The organism is Pseudomonas sp. NPDC089392 (assembly GCF_044749595.1).
Lineage (GTDB): Bacteria > Pseudomonadota > Gammaproteobacteria > Pseudomonadales > Pseudomonadaceae > Aquipseudomonas.
In genome coordinates, this window is sequence record NZ_JBIVIF010000005.1 from 171,575 (window position 1) to 194,632 (window position 23,058).

The 23,058-nt window shown below is 63.4% G+C and carries 20 protein-coding genes; 12 read left to right on the plus strand and 8 right to left on the minus strand.

The window, feature by feature from the left end:
- Positions 1 to 2 precede the first annotated feature (2 nt).
- From gcvP to ACIP1G_RS07705, 5 genes are all read left to right on the plus strand, one after another.
- Positions 3 to 2,858: an aminomethyl-transferring glycine dehydrogenase gene (gene gcvP, locus ACIP1G_RS07685; protein ID WP_400735192.1), complete on the plus strand. Its 2,856-nt coding sequence runs from the start codon at positions 3 to 5 to the stop codon at positions 2,856 to 2,858.
- A gap of 151 nt (positions 2,859 to 3,009) precedes the next feature.
- On the plus strand, positions 3,010 to 4,386 hold the full coding sequence (locus tag ACIP1G_RS07690) for an L-serine ammonia-lyase (protein WP_400735194.1): 1,377 nt from the start codon (positions 3,010 to 3,012) through the stop codon (positions 4,384 to 4,386).
- Between the two features lie 27 nt (positions 4,387 to 4,413).
- A complete protein-coding gene (gcvT, locus tag ACIP1G_RS07695) occupies positions 4,414 to 5,535 on the plus strand; it encodes a glycine cleavage system aminomethyltransferase GcvT (RefSeq protein WP_400735196.1) in 1,122 nt (373 codons plus the stop codon).
- 358 nt (positions 5,536 to 5,893) lie between these two features.
- Entirely contained in the window at positions 5,894 to 6,106 is a 213-nt protein-coding gene (locus ACIP1G_RS07700; RefSeq protein WP_012316046.1) for a cold-shock protein, read from the plus strand.
- Between the two features lie 91 nt (positions 6,107 to 6,197).
- Positions 6,198 to 6,686: an RDD family protein gene (locus ACIP1G_RS07705; RefSeq protein WP_400735198.1), complete on the plus strand. Its 489-nt coding sequence runs from the start codon at positions 6,198 to 6,200 to the stop codon at positions 6,684 to 6,686.
- A gap of 181 nt (positions 6,687 to 6,867) precedes the next feature.
- Here ACIP1G_RS07705 and lptG read toward each other — a convergent pair whose 3' ends face one another.
- Together lptG and lptF are read right to left on the minus strand one after the other, a co-directional pair.
- A complete protein-coding gene (lptG, locus tag ACIP1G_RS07710) occupies positions 6,868 to 7,929 on the minus strand; it encodes an LPS export ABC transporter permease LptG (protein ID WP_400735200.1) in 1,062 nt (353 codons plus the stop codon).
- Entirely contained in the window at positions 7,922 to 9,037 is a 1,116-nt protein-coding gene (lptF, locus tag ACIP1G_RS07715; RefSeq protein ID WP_400735202.1) for an LPS export ABC transporter permease LptF, read from the minus strand. Before lptF ends, lptG begins: the two co-directional genes overlap by 8 nt.
- 301 nt (positions 9,038 to 9,338) lie before the next feature.
- Here lptF and ACIP1G_RS07720 point away from each other — a divergent pair, with 301 nt between their 5' ends.
- From ACIP1G_RS07720 to rlmF, 5 genes are all read left to right on the plus strand, one after another.
- Complete coding sequence (locus tag ACIP1G_RS07720; protein ID WP_400735204.1) at positions 9,339 to 10,832, plus strand: leucyl aminopeptidase; 1,494 nt, start codon at positions 9,339 to 9,341, stop codon at positions 10,830 to 10,832.
- 50 nt (positions 10,833 to 10,882) lie between these two features.
- Positions 10,883 to 11,311 (plus strand): DNA polymerase III subunit chi, encoded by a 429-nt coding sequence (locus ACIP1G_RS07725; protein WP_400735206.1) that lies wholly within the window; start codon positions 10,883 to 10,885, stop codon positions 11,309 to 11,311.
- A gap of 5 nt (positions 11,312 to 11,316) precedes the next feature.
- Positions 11,317 to 11,682, plus strand: a complete 366-nt coding sequence (locus ACIP1G_RS07730) for a DNA polymerase III subunit chi (RefSeq protein WP_400735207.1) — start codon at positions 11,317 to 11,319, stop codon at positions 11,680 to 11,682.
- Between the two features lie 224 nt (positions 11,683 to 11,906).
- On the plus strand, positions 11,907 to 14,753 hold the full coding sequence (locus tag ACIP1G_RS07735) for a valine--tRNA ligase (RefSeq protein WP_400735209.1): 2,847 nt from the start codon (positions 11,907 to 11,909) through the stop codon (positions 14,751 to 14,753).
- Positions 14,754 to 14,916: 163 nt separating this feature from the next.
- Positions 14,917 to 15,867 carry a 23S rRNA (adenine(1618)-N(6))-methyltransferase RlmF gene (gene rlmF, locus ACIP1G_RS07740; protein ID WP_400735211.1) on the plus strand — a complete coding sequence of 317 codons (951 nt, stop codon included), beginning with the start codon at positions 14,917 to 14,919 and terminating at the stop codon, positions 15,865 to 15,867.
- A gap of 50 nt (positions 15,868 to 15,917) precedes the next feature.
- Here rlmF and ACIP1G_RS07745 read toward each other — a convergent pair whose 3' ends face one another.
- Positions 15,918 to 16,199, minus strand: coding sequence for an HU family DNA-binding protein (locus ACIP1G_RS07745; protein WP_003255106.1), 282 nt, complete (start codon positions 16,197 to 16,199; stop codon positions 15,918 to 15,920).
- Positions 16,200 to 16,568: 369 nt separating this feature from the next.
- Between ACIP1G_RS07745 and yejK the strand changes: the two genes are divergently transcribed.
- Complete coding sequence (yejK, locus tag ACIP1G_RS07750; RefSeq protein WP_400735213.1) at positions 16,569 to 17,576, plus strand: nucleoid-associated protein YejK; 1,008 nt, start codon at positions 16,569 to 16,571, stop codon at positions 17,574 to 17,576.
- A gap of 129 nt (positions 17,577 to 17,705) precedes the next feature.
- Here yejK and ACIP1G_RS07755 read toward each other — a convergent pair whose 3' ends face one another.
- The 4 genes from ACIP1G_RS07755 to ACIP1G_RS07770 form a co-directional block, all read right to left on the minus strand.
- Positions 17,706 to 18,002 carry a GIY-YIG nuclease family protein gene (locus ACIP1G_RS07755; RefSeq protein ID WP_400735215.1) on the minus strand — a complete coding sequence of 99 codons (297 nt, stop codon included), beginning with the start codon at positions 18,000 to 18,002 and terminating at the stop codon, positions 17,706 to 17,708.
- On the minus strand, positions 17,995 to 18,471 hold the full coding sequence (locus ACIP1G_RS07760) for a nuclear transport factor 2 family protein (RefSeq protein WP_400735217.1): 477 nt from the start codon (positions 18,469 to 18,471) through the stop codon (positions 17,995 to 17,997). The genes ACIP1G_RS07755 and ACIP1G_RS07760 overlap by 8 nt, the downstream gene beginning before the upstream one ends.
- Positions 18,472 to 18,648: 177 nt before the next feature.
- On the minus strand, positions 18,649 to 19,929 hold the full coding sequence (locus ACIP1G_RS07765; protein ID WP_400735219.1) for a CynX/NimT family MFS transporter: 1,281 nt from the start codon (positions 19,927 to 19,929) through the stop codon (positions 18,649 to 18,651).
- 13 nt (positions 19,930 to 19,942) lie between these two features.
- Positions 19,943 to 20,593: a FadR/GntR family transcriptional regulator gene (locus ACIP1G_RS07770; RefSeq protein WP_400735220.1), complete on the minus strand. Its 651-nt coding sequence runs from the start codon at positions 20,591 to 20,593 to the stop codon at positions 19,943 to 19,945.
- A gap of 139 nt (positions 20,594 to 20,732) precedes the next feature.
- Here ACIP1G_RS07770 and ACIP1G_RS07775 point away from each other — a divergent pair, with 139 nt between their 5' ends.
- Complete coding sequence (locus ACIP1G_RS07775; protein WP_400735222.1) at positions 20,733 to 21,917, plus strand: alkaline phosphatase family protein; 1,185 nt, start codon at positions 20,733 to 20,735, stop codon at positions 21,915 to 21,917.
- 94 nt (positions 21,918 to 22,011) lie between these two features.
- On the opposite strand, the gene hisC is transcribed toward ACIP1G_RS07775, so the two are convergent.
- The gene (gene hisC / locus ACIP1G_RS07780) at positions 22,012 to 23,058 is read right to left on the minus strand and encodes a histidinol-phosphate transaminase (protein ID WP_400735223.1); all 1,047 of its coding nucleotides are present in this window, start codon (positions 23,056 to 23,058) and stop codon (positions 22,012 to 22,014) included.

Sequence of the window (23,058 nt, forward strand, 5' to 3'; positions counted from 1 at the left end):
CCATGACCATCAACCTCGGCACCGCCAACGAATTCATCGCCCGCCACATCGGCCCACGCGCCGCTGACGAGCAGGCCATGCTCGCCGCGCTCGGCTTCGACTCGCTGGAAGCCATGACCGATGCGGTCATCCCCGACAGCATCAAGGGCACCAGCGTGCTCGGTTCGCACGACGGCCAGAGTGAAGCTGACGCACTGGCCGCACTCAAAGCCATCGCCGGCAAGAACCAGCTGTTCAAGAGCTACATCGGCCAAGGTTATTACAACACCCACACCCCGGCACCGATCCTGCGCAACCTGCTGGAAAACCCTGCCTGGTATACCGCCTACACCCCGTATCAGCCAGAAATCTCCCAGGGCCGCCTGGAAGCACTGCTGAACTTCCAGACCCTGATCAGCGACCTGACCGGCCTGCCGATCGCCAACGCCTCGCTGCTCGACGAAGCTACCGCCGCCGCCGAGGCCATGACCTTCTGCAAGCGCCTGTCGAAGAACAAGGCCAGCCACGCCTTCTTCGCCTCGGTACATTGCCACCCGCAAACCCTCGACGTGCTGCGCACCCGTGCCGAGCCGCTGGGTATCGAGATCGTGGTCGGCGACGAGCGCGAGCTGGGCGATGTCAGCGCCTTCTTCGGCGCCCTGCTGCAATACCCAGCCAGCAACGGTGACGTATTCGACTACCGCGACGTGGTACAACGTTTCCACGCCGCCAACGCCCTGGTCGCCGTAGCCGCCGACCTGCTGGCCCTGACCCTGCTGACCCCGCCGGGCGAGTTCGATGCCGACGTGGCCATCGGCAGCGCCCAGCGCTTTGGCGTGCCACTGGGCTTTGGCGGCCCGCACGCGGCCTACTTCGCCACCCGTGACGCGTTCAAGCGCGACATGCCGGGCCGCCTGGTCGGCGTGTCGATCGACCGCTTCGGCAAGACCGCCCTGCGCCTGGCCATGCAAACCCGCGAGCAGCACATCCGCCGCGAAAAGGCCACCAGCAACATCTGCACCGCCCAGGTGCTGCTGGCCAACATTGCCAGCATGTTCGCCGTATACCACGGCCCAGCCGGCCTCAAGCGCATTGCCGAGCGCACCCATGCCCTGACCGCGATCCTGGCTGCCGGCCTGAAAGTGCTGGGCGTACAGGTAGTGGGCGCCAGCGCCTTCGACACCCTGACCCTGGCCACCGGCACTGCCACCGCCAGCCTGCATGACAAGGCACGCGGCCAAGGCATCAACCTGCGTCAGGTCGACGCCGCCCACCTGGGCCTGTCGCTGGACGAAACCAGCAGCCAGGCCGACGTCGAGGCGCTGTGGCAGCTGTTCGCTGGCGACCAGGCCCAGCCTGACTTCGCCGCCCTGGCCGCCAGTACCGGTTCGCTGCTGCCTGCTGCCCTGCTGCGCCAGTCGGCCATCCTTGAACACCCGGTGTTCAACCGCTACCACAGCGAAACCGAGCTGATGCGCTACCTGCGCCGCCTGGCCGACAAGGACCTGGCGCTGGACCGCAGCATGATCCCGCTGGGCTCGTGCACCATGAAGCTGAACGCCGCCAGCGAAATGATCCCGGTTACCTGGGCCGAGTTCGGCAACCTGCACCCGTTTGCCCCGGCCGAACAAAGCCAGGGCTACCTGCAGATGACCACCGAGCTGGAAGCCATGCTGTGCGCCGCCACCGGCTACGACGCTGTGTCGCTGCAACCCAACGCCGGCTCCCAGGGCGAATACGCAGGCCTGCTGGCCATCCGCGCCTATCACCGCAGCCGTGGCGAGGGCCACCGCGACATCTGCCTGATCCCGTCTTCGGCGCACGGCACCAACCCGGCCACCGCGCACATGGCCGGCATGCGCGTGGTAGTCACCGCCTGTGACGCCCGCGGCAACGTCGATGTCGACGACCTGCGCGCCAAAGCCATCGAGCACCGCGAGCGCCTGGCCGCGATCATGATCACCTACCCGTCGACCCACGGCGTGTTCGAGGAAGCGATCGGTGAAATCTGCGCGATCATCCACGACAACGGCGGCCAGGTGTACATCGACGGTGCCAACATGAACGCCATGGTCGGCCTGTGCGCCCCAGGCAAGTTCGGCGGCGACGTTTCCCACCTGAACCTGCACAAGACCTTCTGCATCCCGCACGGCGGTGGTGGCCCGGGCGTCGGCCCGATTGGCGTCAAGTCGCACCTGGCGCCGTTCCTGCCAGGCCATGCGCAACTGGAAAACACCGAAGGTGCGGTGTGCGCCGCGCCGTTCGGCAGCGCCAGCATCCTGCCGATTACCTGGATGTACATCCGCATGATGGGCGGTGCCGGCCTCAAGCGTGCTTCGCAGATGGCGATCCTCAACGCCAACTACATCGCCCGTCGCCTGGAAGAGCACTATCCTGTTCTGTATACCGGCGGCAATGGCCTGGTGGCCCACGAGTGCATCCTCGACCTGCGCCCGCTGAAGGACACCAGCGGCATCAGCGTCGACGACGTGGCCAAGCGCCTGATCGACTTCGGTTTCCACGCGCCGACCATGTCCTTCCCGGTGGCTGGCACGCTGATGATCGAACCGACCGAAAGCGAGTCCAAGGAAGAACTGGACCGCTTCTGCGACGCGATGATCCAGATCCGCGAAGAAATCCGCGCGGTCGAGAACGGTAGCCTGGACAAGGACGACAACCCGCTGAAAAACGCCCCGCACACCGCGGCCGAGCTGGTTGGCGAATGGGCCCACGGCTACAGCCGCGAGCAGGCGGTGTACCCGCTGCCGAGCCTGGTGGAAGGCAAGTACTGGCCGCCGGTCGGCCGGGTCGACAACGTGTTCGGCGACCGCAACCTGGTGTGCGCCTGCCCGTCGATCGAGAGCTATCAGGACGCCTGATAGCCCCTCCCCCGCCACCTACCCTTGGGTGGCGGGCTCTGTGTAGGAGCGGGTTTACCCGCGAATGCAATGGTGGCGTTGCCGCCGCATTCGCGGGTAAACCCGCTCCCACAGGGTCCCACCAACCTGAAGAGCCGGTTTGGAGGTCACCATGTCACTCAGCGTCTTCGACCTGTTCAAGATCGGCATCGGCCCCTCCAGTTCGCACACGGTCGGCCCGATGCGCGCCGCCGCGCGGTTCGCCGAAGGGCTGCGCCGTGATGGCCTGCTTACCCGCACCGCCAGCGTCAAGGCCGAGCTGTATGGCTCGCTGGGCGCCACCGGCAAGGGCCACGGCAGCGACAAGGCCGTGCTGCTGGGCCTTGAAGGTGAACACCCAGACATCATCGATACCGACACCATCCCTGCCCGCCTGCAGGCCATCCGCGACAGCGGCCGCCTGAACCTGCTGGGCGAGCACAGCATTGCGTTCATCGAGAAGCAGCACCTGGCGATGATCCGCAAGCCGCTGGACTACCACCCCAACGGCATGATCTTCCGCGCTTTCGATGACGCCGGCCTGCAAATCCGCAGCCGCGAGTACTACTCGGTGGGCGGCGGCTTCGTGGTCGACGAGGATGCCGCCGGCCACGACCGCATCGTCGAGGACAGCACGGTGCTGGCCTACCCGTTCAAGACTGCCAAGGAACTGCTCGGCCATTGCACCACGCAAAACCTGTCGATAAGCCAGGTGATGCTGACCAACGAGGCGGCCTGGCGCCCGGAAGCCGAAACCCGCGCAGGGCTGCTGCGCATCTGGCAAGTGATGCAGGACTGCGTCGAAGCCGGCTGCCAGCATGAAGGCATCCTCCCGGGCGGACTCAAGGTCAAACGCCGGGCGCCAGCCCTGCACCGGCAGCTGAGCCGCCACCCGGAGGCCAGCCTGCGCGATGCGCTATCGGTGCTCGACTGGGTCAACCTCTATGCCCTGGCAGTGAACGAGGAAAACGCCAACGGCGGTCGTGTGGTCACCGCACCCACCAACGGCGCGGCAGGCATCGTCCCGGCGGTACTGCACTACTACATGCGCTTCGTACCGGGCGCCAGCGAGGACGGGGTGGTGCGCTTTCTGCTCACTGCCGCGGCCATCGGCATCCTGTACAAGGAAAACGCCTCCATTTCCGGCGCCGAAGTGGGCTGCCAGGGCGAGGTCGGCGTGGCCTGCTCGATGGCTGCCGGGGCGCTGTGCGAAGTGATGGGCGGCAGCGTGCAGCAGGTGGAAAACGCCGCCGAAATCGGCATGGAACACAACCTGGGCCTGACCTGCGACCCGATCGGCGGGTTGGTCCAGGTGCCTTGCATCGAGCGCAACGCCATGGGCTCGGTGAAGGCGATAAACGCGGTGCGCATGGCCTTGCGCGGCGACGGGCAGCATTACGTGTCGCTCGACAAGGTCATCCGCACCATGCGCCAGACCGGCGCCGATATGAAAAGCAAATACAAAGAGACCGCCCGTGGCGGCCTGGCCGTCAACATCATCGAATGTTGACCCGATAACAACAGCAAGGAGTCACCGATGTCCGAAACACTGCTCAAGACCCCACTGCACGCCCTGCACCTGGAACTGGGTGCGCGCATGGTGCCGTTCGCCGGCTACGACATGCCGGTGCAGTACCCGCTGGGCGTGCTCAAGGAGCACCTGCACACCCGCGAGCAGGCCGGCCTGTTCGATGTCTCGCACATGGGCCAGATCACCTTGCGTGGCAGCGATGCCGCCAAGGCCCTGGAAAGCCTGGTGCCGGTGGACATCATCGACCTGCCGGTGGGCATGCAGCGCTACGCCATGTTCACCAATGAACAAGGCGGCATCCTCGACGACCTGATGGTTGCCAACCTGGGCGACGACACCCTGTTCCTGGTGGTGAACGCCGCCTGCAAGGACCAGGACCTGGCCCACTTGCAAGCGCACATCGGCAGCCGTTGCGAAGTACAACCACTGTTCGAGCAACGCGCCCTGCTGGCCCTGCAAGGCCCGGCAGCGGTCAAGGTGCTGGAGCGCCTGGCCCCGGAAGTGGCCAGCATGACCTTCATGCAGTTCCGCCCGGTGAAACTGCTGGGTGAAGACTGCTTCGTCAGCCGCTCGGGCTACACCGGCGAAGACGGCTACGAGATTTCGGTACCTGTGCACGCTGCCGAAGCCCTGGCCCGCCGCCTGCTGGCCGAGCCCGAAGTGCAGCCGATCGGCCTGGGTGCGCGCGACTCGCTGCGCCTGGAAGCCGGCCTGTGCCTGTACGGCCACGACATGAACACCGAGACCACCCCGATCGAAGCGAGCCTGCTGTGGGCGATTTCCAAGGTGCGCCGCGCCGATGGCGAACGTGCCGCCGGCTTCCCGGGCGCCGAGGCCATTTTCGCCCACCAGCGCGATGGCGTGGCGCGCAAACGTGTCGGCCTGTTGCCGCAGGAACGTACGCCAGTACGCGAAGGCGCGGAAATTGTCGACGCAAACGATAAACCTGTAGGAAAAGTGTGCAGTGGCGGTTTTGGCCCGACACTCGGTGCACCTGTAGCAATGGGTTATATCAATAGTGAACATGCTGCAATCGACACAGCATTGTTTGCTGTGGTGCGGGGCAAGAAGGTTGCCTTGAAAGTCAGCAAAATGCCTTTCGTGGCACAGCGTTACTACCGTGGCTGAAGCCACTTTGTGAAGGTTGCGGGCAGGTTCGGCATATTCGTTTTCGAACCTGTCCAATAACTTTTGAACATGGCGCCAGGCCAGGCGCCATGCCGTTTCCGACAAATCGGTCGGTTATCGGCAAACGGCCAATTTTCCATACGACCAAGGGCTTGTTTTTCTCTTGGGAGTTGGCGTAGAGTCACTGCACTGTGTTTGCATGGGTCGCAACAGTTCGTGACCTGGGCCAGTAGCCGAGATTTGCTACAACCCGTTCGACGTCTCTTACTTTCCTGCAACCCAGCCCAGTAATCTTTCGCTTACAAAAAAGTGCGAAAGTAACTGTCATCAAAATTTAAGCTTCATAGGAAATAAGACAATGGCTGAGCGTCAGAACGGTACCGTCAAGTGGTTCAATGACGAAAAAGGTTACGGCTTCATCACCCCAGAAAGCGGTGCTGATCTGTTCGTGCATTTCCGTGCTATCGAAGGCAACGGCTTCAAGAGCCTGAAAGAAGGCCAGAAGGTCACCTTCGAAGCAGTTCAGGGCCAAAAAGGCCTGCAGGCTGACAAAGTCCAGGTTCTCGGCTAAGCCGAACCCGACTTCAAGAAAAGCCCCTGCCAAGTGCAGGGGTTTTTTTTTGCCCGTAGAATAGCGCCTTCGTCTTTCGGAGCCGTCCTGCATGTCCAAGCCTCTGCTCACACCCCAGGGTGATTTTCCGCCGGTCGGCCTGGGCCGCCGCCTGGCAGCGATGTTCTATGACTTTTTGCTGTGCACGGCGCTGTTGATCGTGACCGCAGGCGCCTACAAGCTGATCCAGATGGCGATCATCGGCGAAGCCCGCATGCGTGAGCTGACCGAGGCTGGCGCGCTGGATGGCGACCCGCTGTTGTCGACGGTATTGCTGTTTGCCTTGTTTGGCTTCTTTGCCAAGTTCTGGACCCATGGCGGGCAAACCCTGGGTATGCAGGTGTGGGGCGTGCGGGTGCAGAACGCCGATGGCTCGGCCATCAGCCTGTGGCAGGCGTTGCTGCGGTTTGTGGTGTCGATTGCTTCGTGGCTGTGCCTGGGGCTGGGGTTTTTCTGGGTGCTGGTCGACAAGCGCAAGCGCGGTTGGCATGACATTTATTCGGAAAGCCAGTTGGTGCGGGTGCCGAAGCAGAAGAAATAGGCCGGGGCTTTGTGTTGCCTGTACCGGCCTCTTCGCGGGTGAACCCGCTCCTACAAGGGGCGCGCCGCTCTTGATGGTTGCGCTGTACCTGTAGGAGCGGGTTTACCCGCGAAGAGGCCCGCACAGGTAAAACCCATAAAAAACCGACCCTGAGGTCGGCTTTTTTGTGCAGCTCAGGTCATCAACCTGCCCTACGCAACAACCACACACCGGCCAGCGCACAGATGCCAGCCGGGATCACCACCGCCAGCAACGGCGGGAAGCCGAACACCTGGCTCGATGGCCCCAGCAGGTCCTGGGCAATACGGAACACAAAGCCCACCAGCACACCGGTGAACACACGCTGGCCAAGGGTTACCGAGCGCAGCGGGCCGAAAATGAAGGAAATCGCCATCAGCACCAGCGCGGCGGTCACCATTGGCTGCAGCACCTTGGTCCAGAACGCCAACCAGTAACGGGCATTGTTCAGGCCCTGGTCGGACAGGTAGTGGATGTAGTCCCACAACCCGGTAATCGACAGCGACTCCGGCGCCAGGATCACGGTATTGAGCAGTTGCGGCGTGAGCGATACGTCCCAGCGCTCCTCTGGCGCTTGCACCACTTCGGTGTGGTCGCCACGGAAGAAGGTGGTGCGCACATCGCTGAGCACCCAGTGTTCATCCTGGTACTGCGCACGACGGGCAAAGCTGGAGGTAACGATCTTGCGCTCGCTGTCGAAGCGGTAGCGGGTCACGCCCAGCAGCAGGCCATTGGGCTGCACGGCGTTGATGTGCACGAACTCTTCGCCCTGGCGGTGCCACATGCCGCGCTTGGAGCTCTGTGCCTCACCACCACCCTGGGCCAGGGAACGGTCAGCCTGAGCCTTGTTCTCGGTTACCGGTGCCACATATTCGCCAATCAGCAGGCCGACCAGCATCAGCACCAGCATCGGTTTCATCACCGCCCAGACGATGCGGCCAATGGAAACCCCGGCAGCGCGCATGATGGTCAGCTCGCTGCTGCTGGCCAGGCTGCCCAGGCCGATCAGGCAGCCGATCAACGCGGCCATTGGCAGCATTTCGTACAGGCGCCGTGGTGCGGTCAGCAGGACGAAGTTGCCCGCCTCCATCACCGTGTAGGTGTCGCTCAGGTCGCTCATCTCGTCGATGAAGGCGAACAGCGAGGCCAGGCCGAGGATGATCCCCAGCACGGCCAGGATGGCCATTAGCACGCTCTGGCCGATGTAGCGGTCGAGCTTACCCATGGGCCACCTCCGCACGACGGGCGGCGCGCTTGAGGCGCAGCGGCTCCCAGTACATCAGGCCCAGGCCGATCAGCAGGAACAGGCCGTGGACCCACCACATGCCCAGGGCGATCGGCAGTTTGCCCTTCTCAAGGGCGCCGCGTGCGGAAATCAGCATTGTCAGGTAGGCCATGTACAAAAGAATTGCCGGCAGCAGCTTGAGGAAGCGGCCCTGGCGCGGGTTGACCCGGGACAGCGGCACTGCCAGCAGGGTGACGACGAACACCAGGATCGGCAGCGACAGCCGCCACTGCAGCTCGGCGCGCTCACGCAGGCCCTCCTTGCCGATCAGCTCGGAGGTGGGGATGGCTTCGCGCTCGGTCACTTCTTCGCTGACTTCCGGCTTGGGCAGCAGCACGCCGTAGGTATCGTACTTGATGGCGCGGTAGTCGGCCTGGCCCGGGTTGCCGTCGTAACGGTAACCGTTTTCCAGCACCAGGTAGCGGTTGCCGTCGGCCTGGATTTCCTGGTGGCCTTTTTCGGCGACCAGTACCGACGGGGCGCGGTCCTTGGTCTTGTCCTGGTTGAAGCGTTTCTCGGAGATGAACACCCCGCCCAGGTTGATGCGATCGTCCGACAGCTGTTCGGTGTAGGTCACCCGCGAGCCATCGCGCAGGGTCTGGAAGCGGCCCGGCACCAGAGTGTCGAACTCGGTAAGGGCATCCTGCTGGCTGATGATCTGCTGCACCTGGGCCACGCCCAGCGGCGCCAGGCTCAGGCTCAACCAGGCCACCAGCAGGGCAACCAGGGCGGCCGGCGCCATGGTCAGGCCCAGCAGGCGCTGCTGGCTCATGCCGGTGGCCGACAGCACGGTCATTTCGCTTTCCAGGTACAAACGCCCGTAAGCCAGGAGGATGCCGAGGAACAGCCCCAAAGGCAGGATCAACTGCAGGAAGCCCGGCAGGCGGAAGCCCATGATCAGGAACAGCACGCTCGGGTCGAGCACGCCCTGCGCTGCCTGGGCCAGGTACTTGATGAAGCGCCCGCTCATGATGATCACCAACAGCACGGCGCTGACGGCGCTCAAGGTCACCAGGACCTCGCGGGACAAATAACGAAAGACGATCAAACCAGACACTCCTGGGTTGTCAGGGTGGACTGCCAGTCAATGGCGCCAAACAATGACTTAGTACATCCAAGACCAATGCCGGTTCGCCAAAGGCGAACCTGTATGTAAAGTGCGCGCATTATCCTGTGATTACCCTCCCCTGTCACTTGGCCGCGCATGAAGGTGCATAACGGGGTTGTCAGCACGCTTGCCACAGGCTCAAACTGGCAGCTTTTCCGCTGGCGCGCGACTACGCGGCCAGGCCCGTCCAGAGCGCTGGAACACACAGCGCCATTCGTATCGATCATTCGGGGATCCTGACATGGAACTGGTTGTAAAAAGCGTAGCTGCTGCATCCGTAAAAACCGCCACCCTGGTCATTCCGGTAGGTGAAAACCGCAAGCTCGGCGCCGTTGCCAAGGCCGTTGACGAGGCCTGCGAAGGTGCCATCAGCGCCGTGCTCAAGCGCGGCGACCTGGCCGGTAAACCGGGCCAGACCCTGCTGCTGCAGAACCTCCCAGGCCTGAAGGCCGAACGCGTACTGCTGGTGGGCAGCGGCAAGGACGATGCCCTGGGCGACCGCGCCTGGCGCAAACTGGTGGCCAGCGTCGCCGGCGTGCTCAAGGGCCTGAACGGTGCCGATGCGGTGCTGGCCCTGGACGATATCGCCGTCAGCAACCGCGACGCCCACTACGGCAAGTACCGCCTGCTGGCCGAAACCCTGCTCGATGGCGAATACGTGTTCGACCGCTTCAAGAGCCAGAAGGCCGAGCCGCGCGCCCTGAAGAAAGTCACCCTGCTGGCCGACAAGGCGGGCCAGGCCGAGGTCGAGCGCGCCGTCAAGCACGCCAGCGCCATCGCCACCGGCATGGCGTTCACCCGCGACCTTGGCAACCTGCCGCCAAACCTGTGCCACCCAAGCTTCCTGGCCGAACAGGCCAAGGACCTGGGCAAGGCACACAAGGGCCTGAAGGTCGAAGTACTGGACGAGAAGAAGATCAAGGACCTGGGCATGGGCGCGTTCTACGCCGTGGGCCAGGGCAGCGACCAGCCGCCACGCCTGATCGTGCTCAACTACCAGGGCGGCAAGAAGGCTGACAAGCCGTTCGTGCTGGTGGGCAAGGGCATCACCTTCGACACCGGCGGCATCAGCCTCAAGCCAGGCGCTGGCATGGACGAGATGAAGTACGACATGTGCGGCGCCGCCAGCGTGTTCGGCACCCTGCGGGCGGTACTGGAACTGCAACTGCCGATCAACCTGGTGTGCCTGCTGGCCTGCGCCGAAAACATGCCAAGCGGCGGCGCCACCCGCCCGGGCGACATCGTCACCACCATGAGCGGGCAAACCGTCGAAATCCTCAACACCGACGCCGAAGGCCGCCTGGTGCTGTGCGACACCCTGACCTACGCCGAGCGCTTCAAGCCACAGGCCGTCATCGACATCGCCACCCTGACCGGCGCCTGCATCGTTGCCCTGGGCAGCCACACCTCCGGCCTGATGGGCAACAACGACGACCTGGTCGGCCAGTTGCTCGACGCCGGCAAGCGCGCCGACGACCGCGCCTGGCAGCTGCCGCTGTTCGACGAGTACCAGGAGCAACTGGACAGCCCGTTCGCCGACATGGGCAACATCGGCGGGCCGAAGGCGGGCACCATCACCGCTGGCTGCTTCCTGTCGCGCTTCGCCAAAGCCTACAACTGGGCGCACATGGACATCGCCGGTACCGCCTGGGTCAGCGGTGGCAAGGACAAGGGCGCCACTGGCCGCCCGGTGCCCCTGCTGACCCAGTACCTGCTGGACCGCGCTGGCGCCTGACGCCGTGAAACCGGTGGTGCCTTGCGCGCCACCGGCCGGCGCTACCGACCATGAGTAAAGTCGACTTCTACATCCTGCCCACCGACTCGCTGTCGGCGCGGCTCGATTTCGCCTGCAAACTGTGCGAAAAGGCCTGGCGCCTGGGGCACCGGGTCTATCTGCACTGCCAGGATGCCGAACAGCGCAGCGAACTGGACCAACGCTTGTGGCGCTTCAAGGGCGAGGCCTTCGTGCCCCACGACCTGGCCGAGGTGCATGCCGATGCCAACGTGGCATTGGGCCTGGCTGACAGCGCTGGCCAGCACCGCGACTTGCTGATCAACCTGGGCGCCAGCGTGCCGGGGTTCGTCGGCCAGTTCGAGCGGGTGGCCGAAATCGTCGTCGAAGCGCCTGGCATTCGCCAATCGGCCCGTGAACGATTCCGTTTCTACCGTGAACAGGGCTATGCTCTGCAAGACCACCGCTTACAGCGACTTTGACGACGATGGACAAGCACTCACCCCTGCCCGACTCCGCCCATCTGCTTGATGACCTCGAGTCGATTCGCCAGCTGCTTGGCGATGCCGACCTGCAACCGCCGCTGCTGACCGAGACGGTGGAGCAGATCCCGTTGTTGCTGGAAGAAGCGCCTGGCAACCCGGCACCTGCCACCGAACCGCTGGCCACCGAGCCCGAGGACAACCCGCAGGCCCGCCGCCAGGACACCCTGCTGCACCTGGAAAGCGAGCTGCGCGCGGCAGCGCAGATGATCATGCAGGACGTGATCAACGACTTCACCCCGCACATCGAGAACGAGATCAAGCGCCGGCTGGATGCGCGGATCGAGCGGTTGATCAAGCGTTCCGAGTAATACCGCACATCGGTGTCGCCTGCTTCGCGGGTAAACCCGCTCCCACAGGTGCAGCACCGCCTGCAGGCCTGTGGTGATCCTGTAGGAGCGGCGGTGCGGCGATCCGATTTACCCGCGAAGAGGCCAACCCTGCCCTGCCAGATAGCAGCAGCTTGTCGCCTGCGGCCCCCAGCTTGGTTATACTTCCCGGCTTTCCCGAATAAATGCACAGGGTCCCGCCGCGCATGGATAAGACCTACCAGCCGCACGCCATCGAAACTTCCTGGTACAACACCTGGGAGTCCGAGAACTATTTCGCCCCACAAGGTGCAGGCGAGTCCTACACCATCATGATCCCGCCGCCGAACGTGACCGGCAGCCTGCACATGGGCCACGGGTTCAACAACGCGATCATGGACGCCCTGATCCGTTTCCGCCGCATGCAAGGCCGCGACACCCTGTGGCAGCCAGGTACCGACCACGCCGGTATCGCCACCCAGATGCTGGTCGAGCGCCAGCTCGAAGCCAAGGGCCAGAACCGGCATGACCTGGGCCGCGAACAGTTCCTGGAGAAGGTCTGGGAATGGAAGGACCAGTCCGGCGGCAACATCAGCCGTCAGATCCGCCGCCTGGGCTCGTCTGTAGACTGGAGCCGCGAGCGCTTCACCATGGACGACGGCCTGTCCGAAGCCGTCAAGGAAGCTTTCGTGCGCCTGCACGAGGACGGCCTGATCTACCGCGGCAAGCGCCTGGTCAACTGGGACACCAAGCTGCACACGGCCATCTCCGACCTCGAAGTGGAAAACCACGACGAGAAGGGCCACCTGTGGAACCTGCGCTACCCGCTGGCCGACGGCGCCAAGACCGCCGAAGGCAAGGACTACCTGGTAGTTGCCACCACCCGTCCGGAAACCCTGCTGGGTGACGCCGCCGTTGCCGTCAACCCGAACGACGAACGCTACCAGGCACTGATCGGCAAGTTCGTCGAACTGCCACTGGTCGGCCGCCGTATTCCGATCATCGCCGACGACTACTGCGACCCCGAGTTCGGTACCGGCTGCGTGAAGATCACCCCGGCCCACGACTTCAACGACTACGAAGTCGGCAAGCGCCACAACCTGCCGCTGCTGAACATCTTCGACAAGAACGCCTTCGTGCTTGCCAGCGCCCAGGCCTTCAACCTCGACGGCAGCGTCAACGAGCAAATCGACACCCAACTGCCGGCCCAGTACGCCAACCTCGACCGCTTCGTCGCGCGCAAGCAGATCGTTGCCGACCTGGACGCCCAGGGCCTGCTGGTGAGCATCGACGACCACGCCCTGAAAGTGCCGAAAGGCGACCGTTCGGGCACCGTCATCGAGCCGTGGTTGACCGACCAGTGGTACGTCTCCACCAAGCCGCTGGCAGAACCTGCCATCGAAGCCGTGGAAGATGGCCGCATCCAGTTCGTGCCCAAGCAGTACGAGAACATGTACTTCTCCTGGATGCGTGACATCCAGGACTGGTGCATCAGCCGCCAGCTGTGGTGGGGCCACCGCATCCCGGCGTGGTACGACGAGGCCGGCCAGGTCTATGTCGGCCGCAACGAGGAAGAAGTGCGCGCCAAGCACAAGCTGGGCGCCGACGTGGTCCTGCGCCAGGACGACGACGTGCTCGACACCTGGTTCAGTTCGGGCCTGTGGACCTTCTCCACCCTGGGCTGGCCGGAGCAGACCGAATTCCTCAAGAAGTTCCACTCCACCGACGTACTGGTGACTGGCTTCGACATCATCTTCTTCTGGGTTGCGCGCATGATCATGCTGACCATGCACCTGATCAAGAACGAGGATGGTACCCCGCAGGTACCGTTCAAGACCGTGTATGTGCACGGCCTGGTGCGTGACGGCCAGGGCCAGAAGATGTCCAAGTCCAAGGGCAACGTGCTGGACCCGCTGGACATCGTCGACGGCATCACCCTCGACGCTCTGCTGGAAAAACGCACCAGCGGCATGATGCAGCCCAAGCTTGCCGAGAAGATCGCCAAGCAGACCAAGGCCGAGTTCCCCGAAGGTATCGCCAGCTACGGCACCGACGCCCTGCGCTTCACCTTCTGCTCGCTGGCCTCGACCGGCCGCGACATCAAGTTCGACATGGGCCGCGTCGAAGGCTACCGCAACTTCTGCAACAAGATCTGGAACGCCGCTCGCTACGTGCTGGACAAGGGCGAGGACTGCGGCCAGAACGGCGAAGCCTATGAGCTGTCCCTGGCCGACCGCTGGATCATTTCGCAGCTGCAGCGCACCGAAGCCGAAGTGACCCGCCAGCTGGAGCAGTTCCGCTTCGACCTGGCCAGCCAGGCGCTGTACGAGTTCATCTGGAACCAGTACTGCGACTGGTACCTGGAGCTGTCCAAGCCGGTACTGTGGGACGAAAACGCCCCGGTCGAGCGCGCCCGCGGTACCCGCCGCACCTTGGTGCGCGTGCTGGAAGTGGCACTGCGCCTGGCGCACCCGTTCATGCCTTTCATCACCGAAGAAATCTGGCAGCGCATCGCACCGCTGGCCGGTATCGAAGGCAAGACCATCATGCTGCAGCCGTGGCCGGTGGCCAATGAAACGCGCATCGATGCCGCCGCCGAAGGTGACATCGAATGGCTGAAAGAGCTGATGGTCGGCCTGCGCAACATCCGCGCCGAAATGAACATCGGCCCGGGCAAGCCGCTGCCGCTGTTCCTGAAGAACGCCAACGCCGACGACCAACGCCGCCTGCAGGAAAACGAAGCCCTGCTGAAGAAGCTGGCCAAGGTCGAGTCGTTCACCGTGCTGAGCGATGCCGACGAAGCACCGCTGTCGGCCACCGCCCTGGTCGGTGACCTGCAAGTGCTGGTGCCAATGGCCGGCCTGATCGACAAGGATGCCGAGCTGGCGCGCCTGAACAAGGAAATCCAGCGTCTGCAGGGTGAAGTGGCACGCGTGGGTGGCAAGCTGTCCAACGCCGCCTTCGTCGACAAGGCACCGCCTGCGGTGATCGAGAAGGAACGCGCCAAGCTGGCCGAGTCCGAACAGGCCCTGGCCAACTTCACCGAGCAGCATGCGCGGATTGCAGCGCTGTAACAATCTGCTAGACCGCTGGGGCCGCTTTGCGGCCCTATCGCGACACAAGGCCGCTCCTACAGGGACGGCGCCGGTTTGACAGGCGCCGCTATCCTGTAGGAGCGGCCTTGTGTCGCGATAGGGCTGCAAAGCAGCCCCAAGGCCTGAAACACCGGATCCGACCATGACCGACAAACCCACCCTGCACCCGCGCAACCGCCACCAGGGTCGCTACGACTTCCCCAGCCTGATCAAGGCCCACCCTGACCTGGCGCGCTTCACCATCACCAACCCCCACGGCAAACCCAGCATCGACTTCGCCAACCCCGAGGCCGTGCGGGTGTTCAACCGCGCCCTGCTCAAGGCCCAGTACGGCATCCAGCATTGGGACATCCCCGCCGACTACCTGTGTCCGCCCATCCCCGGCCGCGCCGACTACATCCATGTGGCCGCCGACCTGCTGGCCGACGACAATGCCGGTGAAATCCCCAAGGGCGCCCAGGTACGCGCGCTGGACATTGGCGTGGGTGCCAACTGCATCTACCCGCTGCTGGGCCACAGTGACTACCGCTGGCGCTTCCTCGGCTCGGACATCGACCCGGTGGCCCTGGCCTCGGCCAAGGCAATCGTTCAGGCCAACGGCCTGGGCAAAGCCATCACCCTGCGCCAGCAAGCCAACCGTGCGCACATCCTCAGCGGCCTGTTGCAGGACGAAGAACGTTTCGACCTGACCCTGTGCAACCCGCCCTTCCATGCCTCGCGCGACGAAGCCACCCGTGGCAGCCAGCGTAAATGGAAGAACCTCGGCAAGCAGGACCCCAAGCGCAAACTGCCGGTGCTCAACTTCGGTGGCCAGAACAATGAACTGTGGTGCGAGGGCGGCGAAATCCGCTTCGTCACCCAGTTGGTCGGCGAAAGCGTGCAGTACGCCGAGCGGGTACTGTGGTTCACCAGCCTGGTGTCCAAGGCCAGCAACCTGCCGGGCATCGAGGCCGCACTGAAGAAGGCCGGCGCCAAGGCCGTGCGCATCGCCGAAATGGGCCAGGGGCAGAAACAGAGCCGCATGGTCGCCTGGAGCTTCCAGGACGACGCTGCGCGCCAGGCCTGGCACGCCCGGCGTAAATCACAGGCATGAAAAAACCGCGCCCGGGCAAGCCGGGCGCGGTTTCGTCAAAGCTTCAACAATTACTTGTTGATGGCGTCGGTCAGCACTTTGGCTGGAACGAACTTGACGACTTTCTTGGCAGCGATTTCGATGGCAGCGCCAGTCGAAGGGTTGCGGCCGGTACGGGCAGGACGCTCGGAGACTTTCAGTTTGCCGATGCCTGGCAGAGTGATTTCAGCGCCGTTTTCCAGTTGGTCGGCAACGATCTGGCCCAGTTGCTCCAGAGCGTTCTTGGCGGTTGCTTTTGGCGCGGCGATCGATTCGGCGATGTCGGCAATCAGTTGGTCTTTGGTCAATGCCATGGTGATGTTCCTTCCCTATCAAATTCGATGGTTATGCAGCGAACTACGACGTTATCGGGCCAGCCCCTGAAGTGGAGGGCCGCGCCAATCGCGTATGTAGATACGTAAATCGGCGTTTGGTTCGACACGACGACAGCACGCTGCCAGCAATGCGCCACACGAGGGGCGCAAGACCGCGCAAAGCTACCACAGGAACGGATAAATATCCGCTGCGCACTTCGATTTAATGCAGGTTTTTCGGGGGTTTTAGCCTAAAACGCACAAATTTGAACAAAAAACGAACAACCGGCATTTCTGCCAACATCCGGCCACTGCATCACCTTGGGTCTGGGGTAAACTGGACGACTTTTGCAGCTCGCCGAGAATTCCATGCCAATCCGACATTGCATCGTTCACCTGATCGACAAAAAGCCCGATGGCAGCCCCGCCGTGCTGCATGCCCGCGACTCCGAACTGGCAGCCTCCGACGCCATCGAAAACCTGCTGGCCGATCTCAATGACAGCTACAACGCCAAGCAAGGCAAGGCCTGGGGCTTATTCCACGGTGAGTCGGGTGCCTACCCGCTGAGCGGCTGGCTGAAGCAGTACCTGGATGCGGAAAAAGACTTCACCGCCTTCAGCCGCACTGCCGTGGAGCACCTGCAAAAGTTGATGGAAGAATCCAACCTGTCTACCGGTGGCCACATCCTGTTCGCCCACTACCAGCAAGGGATGACCGAGTACCTGGCGATCGCCCTGCTGCACCACAGCGAAGGCGTGGCGGTGAATGCCGAGCTCGACGTGACCCCTTCGCGCCATCTCGACCTGGGCCAGCTGCACCTGGCGGCGCGCATCAACCTGTCGGAGTGGAAGAACAACCAGAACTCCAAGCAGTACATTTCGTTCATCAAGGGCAAGAACGGCAAGAAGGTCTCGGATTATTTCCGTGACTTTATCGGCTGCCAGGAAGGCGTCGACGGCCCGGGTGAAACCCGTACCCTGCTCAAGGCCTTCAGCGACTTCGTCGAGAGCGAAGACCTGCCGGAAGAGTCCGCCCGCGAGAAGACCCAGACCCTGGTCGAGTACGCCACTACCCAGACCAAGCTGGGCGAGCCAGTGACGCTGGAAGAGCTGTCCAGCCTGATCGACGAGGACCGGCCCAAGGCGTTCTACGACCATATCCGCAACAAGGACTACGGCCTGTCGCCGGAAATCCCCGCGGACAAACGCACCCTCAACCAGTTCCGCCGCTTCACCGGGCGTGCCGAGGGGCTGTCGATCAGCTTCGAGGCGCATCTGCTGGGGGACAAGGTGGAGTATGACGAAGAGGCAGGGACTTTGATTATCAAAGGGCTGCCGACCACTCTGGTGGACCAGCTCAAGCGGCGCAAGGACTGAGGCCCTGGGGGCTGCGAGAGCCCTGTGGGAGCGGGTTCATCGAGGCGTCGAACCGCCGCGAACACCGGCAAAGCCGGTGCCATGCTCCGCGTCGAATTCTTCGCGGGTAAACCCGCTCCCACAGGGGCCCTAGGTTGGCAAAGACAATGCGCAATAAGAGGCCACCAACGCCTCCTTCGCCGACTTGCGCAGCCGCTTCACCAGCCGCTCCTGGCGCAATGCCTCGCCCTTGTCCGGCCATTGCTCCACATACACCAGCGCCTGCGCCGGGCTGGTCTTGAAATAGCGCGCGCCCTGCCCTTTCTGATGTGCCATAAAGCGCCGCTGCGGGTCATCGCTGATACCGCAGTACAACGAGCCGTTGGCCGCCCGCACCAGGTACACATACCAGGGTTTGCCAACAACAGTTTCGACGACGTCACTCACCTTGGGCCTGCTGATATGCGCGCAATCCCTTGAATGCCTGCTGGCGCACCTTGTTCTGCAGCAGTGGCGACCAGCCCAGCAACACACCAGGCACACCCAGCGCCTGCCGCGACCAGCGCCACAGGTCGAAGGTGTCGTCGTGCTGACAGATCAGCCCATCGCGAATCACAAAGCGCGCCTGGATGTCGTTGACCACCACGCGGCCGGTCTGGCTGAACAGGTAGGTGGCCACCCAGTGCGCGCCGCCACCGCGCTCGTCGGCACGGACGCTGTCGAACGTCAGGGTAAAGTTCTTGGCGCGGGTGGTGAGCATCCGCCACATGTCGCCTGCGTCCCTGCCGCGCAAGGTGCCGAACACCGGGTCGCTGAAAACGATATCGTCGCTGTAGCAGGCCAGCATGGCCTCGGCGTCCAGGCGCTGGAAGGCTTGGTAGAAGCGGGTGATCAGGTCGCGGTTGGAATCGCTCATGGGGCTGGTCCGTCCTGGAGTCGAAAGCAGCACGATAATCTGCCCCGTTGCCTTATGCCAGTGCCGGCCTCTTCGCGGGTAAACCCGCTCCTACAAAGTAACCACAATCTTCGGGATTACGGAATTTCTGTAGAAGCGGGTTTACCCGCGAAGAGGCCAGTACTGCGAATACATGCCTCAGACTTTTTCGCTCCTCACCTGCACATGCAAAGCCCGCCCAGCACCCAGCCCGAACACAATTGCACCTAGCCCGAGCACGGCAAAAATCCACCCCAGCGCCGCCCAGCCCCCGGTCAGGTCATGCACCAACCCCACCGCAAACGGCCCCATCGACGCCAAGGTATAACCCACCCCCTGGGCCATGCTCGACAGGTTTGCCGCCACATGGGCATCCTTGGAACGCAGCACGATCAAGGTCAGCGCCAGGGCAAACGTACCGCCCTGCCCCAGGCCCAGCACTACGGCCCAACCCCACAGCCCGGACACAGGCGCATACAGGCACCCGAACAGGCCAGCCAAGGTGATCAACATGACCAGCACGATCGCCAGGCGCTGGTCCTTGCCACGAGTGGCCAGCCAGGGCGCACTGAGCGAGCTGACCAGCTGCACGATCACCGACCCCGACAGCACCAGCCCCGCCTCGGTCGGGCTCAGGCCGCGGCCGATCAGGATTGACGGCAACCAGCCGAACACGATGTAGGCCAGCGACGACTGCAGGCCCATGTACAAGGTCACCTGCCAGGCCAGCGGATCACGCCACAGGCCCCGCACGCGATAGGCCACCTTGTGCAAGCCATGCCCCTGGCGGGCCTGCGGCAGCCATACCAGCATGGCCAGCAAGGCCGGTAGCACCCAGAAGCCCAGACCCAGTGCCCAACTGCCGTCGAAATGCTGGGCCAGGGGTACGGTGGCACCCGCCGCCATGGCCGCGCCCAGGCACAGCGCCATGGTGTACACGCCGGTCAGCGTGCCTGCGTGCTGCGGGAAGTCGCGCTTGACGATCCCCGGCAATAGCACGCCAATAATGCCGATGCTGGCCCCCGCCATCAGGCTGCCGAGGAACACACCGGCCGCCCCGAAAGTACTGCGCACCACGATGCCCAGCGCCAGGGTGACAAGAATGCCGAGAATCACCCGCTCGCTGCCGAAGCGCCGCGCCAGCACCGGCGCCAGGGGGGCGAACAGGCCCAGGCACAGCACCGGCAAGGTGGTCAGCAAGCCGGCCTGCGAGGCATTCAGCCCCAGGCCTTCAGACACCAGGCCCAGCACCGGCGCCATGCTCGACAGCGCCGGGCGCAGGTTCAATGCCACCAGCACCAGGCCAAGCAATAGCAGCCAAGGCCGCCGCAGCACCACCGGCTGCTGCTGCACCTGCTCGTCCTCAGCTTCGGCGTCGATCAGCAGCTCATCGAGGTCCCTCTCGCTTGCAGGGGTGTTGCGGGTGATGGATTCAGCCATGGCCTACTCGGAGTCAGGATTCGATAAGGGTACGGCTCAGGCACTTGGCCCGCTCCGCGTCGTGTTGCTCGATGGCGTCGAGGATCTGCCCATGCAGGTCGAACGTGGCCTGGCAGCGTGGCACGGTCGCCATGTTGTGCTGCAGCGCGGCAGCCACCACACCGGAAAAGTACCGGTACAGCTCGCTGAGTGCCGGGTTGTGGGCGGCGTCGACCAGCCGCTGGTGAAACACCAGGTCGCAGGCCACATAGGCATCGACATCCCCGTGAAAGTGCCCGGCACTGCCCGCCAGGGCATCACGCAGCGCTTGCAGGTCGGCATCGGTACGCCGCAGCGCGGCCAGGCCGATAGCCTCGGTCTCAAGAATGTGGCGCGTTTCTCGGGCCTGTTCGGCCGTGCAACGAGACATCGCCTGCACCGCCTGCAGCGGGTCTTGGGCCGTACGCAGGTAGCTGCCGTCACCCTGGCGAATTTCCACCAGGCCACTGAAAGCCAGCACGCGCATGGCCTCGCGCACGGTGTTGCGGCTGATGCCCAATTGCAGGGCCAGTTCTGGCTCGGTTGGCAGGCGCTGGCCAACCTGCCAGTCACCTAGCACGATGCGCTCGCGCATGCGCTCAACCGCCAGTTCGACCAGGGAACGCTTGGTCAGCTCTATACTCATGCTACTCAACCAATCATCCGATGAATTTGCAAAGCTTAATGGATGCCGGGCAACGCCGCAAACCACCTGTCATTTCTGCCAGTTGTAGGCAGATCGCTTTGTTGCAACGCTCGCAGCGTACATTCAAGGGCATACTTACATGCGACTAGCGAGCCTGCTGCTACTGCTTTTCCTGGCCCTGCTGCCGGGTTGTGAACCGGCCCATCACCCGAGCCGGCCTAAAGCCCTGTTCATCGGCCTCGACGGCGTGCAGTTGGAGCATTACCTGCAACTGGGCGACGCCACCAACCTGAAACAGCGGCTGTACTACGGCAAGGCCTATGCGGGGGGCATAAATGGCAAAGCCAGCGAGCAAGCCACTTTGAGCGGCCCCGGCTGGGTCACCTTGTTGACCGGCGTGTGGAGCAACAAGCACGGCGTTGACTCGGATGCAGAGTCGCTGCGGGTAAGCGCGGCGTATCCCAGCCTGTTCAAGCGGCTGCGCCTGGCCTTTCCCAATGCCTACCTTTCCAGTGTCGTCAGCTGGTCCCCCATCAATACCGCATTCTTGCTGGAAGACGCCCATGGGGCCGACGTACGTGAAAGTGGTCTGTCGGATGAGCAGGTGATTGAGCGTACGCTGCAGATTCTTGGCAATACACCTGCTGACTTCACCTTCATTCAACTGGACGAACCTGACCAGGTCGGCCATGACCAGGGTTACGGCGAGCGCTATCAGCGGGCATTGCGCAAGGCCGACAACCAGATCGGGCGGTTACTGGACAAGGTTGACCAGCGACGCCGCATGTTCCCGCTGGAAAACTGGCTGGTGATCGTCAGCACTGACCACGGCCGGGACTATTGGGGAAAAGGCCACGGCAGCGCTTCGGAACAGGAAAAGAGCATCTTCATCGCCAGCAACAAGCCGATGAATCAGGAGCTGACTGAACTGAGCATCCCTGCGGAAATGCCTGGACCAAACAACCTGTACGGGCTTCCCGCGCAGACCTCGGTGGCACCCACGGTGCTGCGCCACATGGGCCTGAGATTGCAGCCGGAATGGTTACTGGACGGCACACCTTTGCTGGGTGATACGGGCGTGCGCAAGGCGCGGGCCGATGAGCACAAAGGGCGGATACGCTGGAACAGCGAGGCCAATGGCTACCTGACGATTCTGAAGAACGGGCATGTGGTTGCCCAGGTAGCGGCCAGGGACGGGCAATGGACTGACCCAGACGGGATGGAGCAACAGAACGATTACGTTTTGGTGCTGGATGGTACACCGGCGGCGGTGCGTAACAGGCCGGCGGGCAAGGCGTTTGTTATCGAAGAAAGCAGCTACTAAAGTAGGCGGCCCTGTGCTGCCTGTACTGACGCAATCGCCGGCAAGCCAGCTCCCCAAGGGGATGTTGACCCCTTGGGAAGCGGCAACGATGCCGTCAGTTCAACGCATCCAGCAGCGCCTGGTTCATCTCTGGCGTACCGATGGTGATGCGCAGGAACTGGGCAATACGTGCCTGCTTGAAGTGGCGCACGATCACGCCCTGTTCACGCAAGCGCGCCGCCAGCTCAGCGGCATCCTGCTGCGGGTGGCGGGCGAAGATGAAGTTGGCGGCCGAGGGCAGTACTTCGAAGCCCTTGGCCTGCAACTGCTCGACCAACACCTCGCGGCTGTCGATCACCTTGCGGCAGGTTTCCTCGAAGTACTCGCGGTCCTCGAGCGCCACCGCCGCGCCGACGATCGCCGCACGGTCCAGTGGGTAGGAGTTGAAACTGTTCTTGATCCGCTCCAGCGCCTCGATCAGGTCCGGGTGCCCCACCGCCAGGCCAACCCGCAGCCCTGCCAGCGAGCGCGACTTCGACAAGGTCTGGGTGACCAGCAGGTTGTCGTAGCGGTCCACCAGGCTGATGGCCGTCTCGCCCCCGAAATCGATGTACGCCTCGTCGACCACCACCACCGAATCACGGTTGGCCTGCAGCAACTGCTCCACCGCTTGCAGCGGCATCAGGCAGCCAGTCGGCGCATTGGGGTTGGGGAAGATGATACCGGCGTTGGGCTTGTTGTAGTCCTCGACGCGGATCTGGAACTGCTCATCCAGCGCCACTTGTTCGAAGGCGATGCCGTACAGGCCGCAATAGACCGGGTAGAAGCTGTAGCTGATGTCAGGGAACAGCAGCGGTGCGTCGTGCTGGAACAGGCCGTGGAAGATGTGCGCCAGCACCTCGTCCGAGCCGTTGCCGACAAACACTTGCGCCGGGGTTACCCCGTAGTACTCGGCCACCGCCTGCTTCAAGCGGTCGCCGTTCGGGTCCGGGTACAGGCGCAGGTTGTCATTCAGCTCACCGCGCATGGCCTCCAGCGCCTTGGGCGACGGGCCATAGGGGTTTTCGTTGGTGTTGAGCTTTACCAGGCGGGCCAGCTTGGGTTGTTCGCCCGGCACGTAAGGCACCAGGTCCTTGACGAAGGGGCTCCAGAATCGACTCAT

Coding starts and splice junctions, on each gene's coding strand:
- gcvP (WP_400735192.1), top strand. CDS start 3: ATGACCATCAACCTCGGCACCGCCAACGAATTCATCGCCCGCCACATC.
- ACIP1G_RS07690 (WP_400735194.1), top strand. CDS start 3,010: ATGTCACTCAGCGTCTTCGACCTGTTCAAGATCGGCATCGGCCCCTCC.
- gcvT (WP_400735196.1), top strand. CDS start 4,414: ATGTCCGAAACACTGCTCAAGACCCCACTGCACGCCCTGCACCTGGAA.
- ACIP1G_RS07700 (WP_012316046.1), top strand. CDS start 5,894: ATGGCTGAGCGTCAGAACGGTACCGTCAAGTGGTTCAATGACGAAAAA.
- ACIP1G_RS07705 (WP_400735198.1), top strand. CDS start 6,198: ATGTCCAAGCCTCTGCTCACACCCCAGGGTGATTTTCCGCCGGTCGGC.
- lptG (WP_400735200.1), bottom strand. CDS start 7,929: ATGGGTAAGCTCGACCGCTACATCGGCCAGAGCGTGCTAATGGCCATC.
- ACIP1G_RS07720 (WP_400735204.1), top strand. CDS start 9,339: ATGGAACTGGTTGTAAAAAGCGTAGCTGCTGCATCCGTAAAAACCGCC.
- ACIP1G_RS07725 (WP_400735206.1), top strand. CDS start 10,883: ATGAGTAAAGTCGACTTCTACATCCTGCCCACCGACTCGCTGTCGGCG.
- ACIP1G_RS07730 (WP_400735207.1), top strand. CDS start 11,317: ATGGACAAGCACTCACCCCTGCCCGACTCCGCCCATCTGCTTGATGAC.
- ACIP1G_RS07735 (WP_400735209.1), top strand. CDS start 11,907: ATGGATAAGACCTACCAGCCGCACGCCATCGAAACTTCCTGGTACAAC.
- rlmF (WP_400735211.1), top strand. CDS start 14,917: ATGACCGACAAACCCACCCTGCACCCGCGCAACCGCCACCAGGGTCGC.
- ACIP1G_RS07745 (WP_003255106.1), bottom strand. CDS start 16,199: ATGGCATTGACCAAAGACCAACTGATTGCCGACATCGCCGAATCGATC.
- yejK (WP_400735213.1), top strand. CDS start 16,569: ATGCCAATCCGACATTGCATCGTTCACCTGATCGACAAAAAGCCCGAT.
- ACIP1G_RS07760 (WP_400735217.1), bottom strand. CDS start 18,471: ATGAGCGATTCCAACCGCGACCTGATCACCCGCTTCTACCAAGCCTTC.
- ACIP1G_RS07765 (WP_400735219.1), bottom strand. CDS start 19,929: ATGGCTGAATCCATCACCCGCAACACCCCTGCAAGCGAGAGGGACCTC.
- ACIP1G_RS07770 (WP_400735220.1), bottom strand. CDS start 20,593: ATGAGTATAGAGCTGACCAAGCGTTCCCTGGTCGAACTGGCGGTTGAG.
- ACIP1G_RS07775 (WP_400735222.1), top strand. CDS start 20,733: ATGCGACTAGCGAGCCTGCTGCTACTGCTTTTCCTGGCCCTGCTGCCG.
- hisC (WP_400735223.1), bottom strand. CDS start 23,058: ATGAGTCGATTCTGGAGCCCCTTCGTCAAGGACCTGGTGCCTTACGTG.